This is a genomic window from Candidatus Streptomyces philanthi, assembly GCF_059553635.1.
The window spans coordinates 1-2,537 of sequence record NZ_JCANQV010000501.1; the positions used below are offsets into that span (position 1 = coordinate 1).

The window sequence follows — 2,537 nt, forward strand, 5'->3', positions numbered from 1 at the left end:
TTCACCCCCGCCCCCGGCGCGCTGCCCCTGCTGACGGCGGACGACGCGGCCGCCCTGGCCCGGCGCGGTGTGCTGCTGGACGCGCGGGCGGGCGAGCGCTACCGGGGCGAGGTCGAGCCCCTCGACCGGGTCGCGGGGCACATCCCCGGCGCCGTCTCCGCGCCGACCACCGAGAACGTCACCGAGGCCGGTACGTTCCGGACCCCGGAGGAACTGGCGGCGCGCTTCGCGGCATTGGGCGCCACACCGGACGCCGAGGTCGGGGTGTACTGCGGCTCGGGTGTCTCCGCCGCCCACGAGGTGCTCGCCCTGGCGGTGGCCGGTGTCCCCGCCGCGCTGTACGTCGGTTCGTGGAGCGAGTGGTCCGCCGACGCGACGCGGCCGGTGGCGACGGGCGCGCAGCCGGGCTGACGGGCGCACGCCAAGGCGCCGCCCTCCCCGTTCACCGGGGGAGGGCGGCGCCTTGGCGGGGCGTCACTCCTGTTTCTTGCGGCGGGTGCCGAAGACGATCTCGTCCCAGCTGGGCACCGCGGCCCGGCGTCCCGGCCGGACACCGTCGGCCTCCGCCTGCCGGTCGGTCGTCCCGGTGAGCCGGTCCCGGTGCCCGGCGACCGCCCGCGGCATCAGCACATCGGCGTACGCGGAGCCCGCCCCGGCGCTCGCCGCCGTCGCGGGCGGCTCCTCGGCCTCTTCGGCCTCCGCCTCGTCGCTCTGCTGCGTGGCGGCGGTGTCGGGGACGACCATGTCGCCGCGGAAGCTGGGCACCGCCTCCAGCAGGCTGGTCAGCGAATCCCGCTCCCGCTCGCCGATCGTCTCCTGCTCGTCGTCGGACGCCCGGCCGGCGCGGTCCGCCGACTGGCGGTCCAGGGCGCGGTCCAGCGGCCGGTCGCGCGGCAGCCGCGCGATGCGGGGGACGAAGGGGACACTCGGCTCGGGCGTGTCGTCGGTCTCGCCGATCAGGGCCCGTGCCTCGTCGTCGACCGCCTGCACCAGCCGGCGCGGCGGGTCGTACGTCCAGATCGCCGAGTGCGGTTCGCCCGCGGCGCGGTAGACCAGCAGCACTTCCCAGGTGCCGTCGTCGCGGCGCCAGGAGTCCCACTGGGCGCTGTCCTTGTCGGCGCCGCGCAGCGGCAGCCGTTCGGCGACGGCCTCGCCGAGCTGGGGGCCGGTGTTCTCACCGGGGCGGCGGACCGGGGTCTTGCGGGCGCGCTCGGCCATGAAGGCGCGTTCGGCCAGGACGGGGCCCTCGAAGCGGCGGACCCGTTCGACGGGGATGCCGGCGAGCTGGGCGACCTCCTCGGCGGAGGCACCGGCCCTTATCCGGGCCTGGATGTCCCTCGGCCGCAGATGGCTCTCGACCTCGATCTCGATCTGGCCGAGGCGGGCGCGGTCGTTGCGGACGGCGGCGCGCAGCCGCTCGTCGATCGGAAGCGTGTACTCGGTGCTGTCCGCAGCTTTGAGCACCAGCCGTGTGCCGTCGTTGGAGACGGCCACGACACGCAGTTCGGGCATGGGGACCTCCCGGGTGGTGCCTGCCGACGTCACGTGCGTCGCTGCTTCCGCTGATCGAGTGTGACCTGCCCGGGTGCAGCCTGCCACAACATTGCCGAGTTAACCGGCGTGTCGGACCGTGGCCCGAAAACGCCCTCATGACACGGTTGCCGGTTCGCCACTCTCGGTGACCGTGTCGGTTTCCCGGGACCGGTCACCCGCGCCGGGCGGCCTCGCTCCGAGGTGGGGGCCGTCTGCGGGGCCCCTTCCGGGAGTCCGGGCAGCCGGACGGAATCCCGGGCCAGGGCTCGCCACAGTACTCCATTCGGGCCACCGGGGTGCACCGCCGCGCCGCGTGAGTTGCGCCCCGAGGACGTCGCGGAGTCGCCTTGTCGACTTCTCTACTTTCGGCGTGGGTGGCGTTGTTCACAGAAAATCCGTATCCGGAACCATTCGCCTCATTCCGGGGGTTCTTCTGGGTGCACGACGGATCGAAGGGCACCCAAGGGCCGCAGATGGACGAAAAGACCGAAAGCGATGACAAGAAGAAGGAGAAGCGGCTCGACCTGAGCGTCCCTCAGGTCGCCGGCAGCGCACTCGCCGCGGCGTGCGCCGCGTACCTCGCGGGCCAGCTCGGCGTGTACGGCACCATCATCGGCGCGGGCGTGGTCAGTGTCGTGGCCACCACCGGCGGATCGGTCTTCCAGCATCTCTTCCGGCGCACCGGCGAGCAGATCAAGGAGGCGTCACGCACCGCCGCCCGCCCCAAGCCCCACCGCCCCTCCGGCGGGAAGCCGGACAAGGCACCCGGGAAGAAGGGGGCGCCGCACGCCCCCGTCACCACAACCCTGCCGCCCGTTCCCGGGGCGGACCCGACGCGCCCGCTGCCGCAGGCGGCGCCGGACCTGTCCGCCCCCGAGGACGAGGCGACCCGGATGCTGCCCGCCGTCGACCCGGACGCCACGCGCGCCCTCCCGCAGGCCGACCCGGACGCCACCCGCGCACTGCCCCGCGCCGGCGCCGACGCCACGGGGATGCCGCGACCC

The 2,537-nt window shown here is 74.5% G+C and carries 2 protein-coding genes and 1 pseudogene; 2 read left to right on the forward strand and 1 reads right to left on the reverse strand.

What is annotated here, in order from left to right; genetic code table 11:
* A partial coding sequence (locus tag AC51EU_RS29500) for a sulfurtransferase (RefSeq protein ID WP_496270155.1) occupies nt 1-411 on the forward strand: 411 nt, incomplete at its 5' end.
* A gap of 63 nt (nt 412-474) precedes the next feature.
* Here AC51EU_RS29500 and sepH read toward each other — a convergent pair.
* A complete protein-coding gene (sepH, locus tag AC51EU_RS29505) occupies nt 475-1,512 on the reverse strand; it encodes a septation protein SepH (protein WP_496270156.1) in 1,038 nt (345 codons plus the stop codon).
* Nucleotides 1,513-2,006: 494 nt separating this feature from the next.
* Between sepH and AC51EU_RS29510 the strand changes: the two are divergent.
* A pseudogene (locus AC51EU_RS29510) lies at nt 2,007-2,537 on the forward strand (hypothetical protein); the annotation flags it as partial.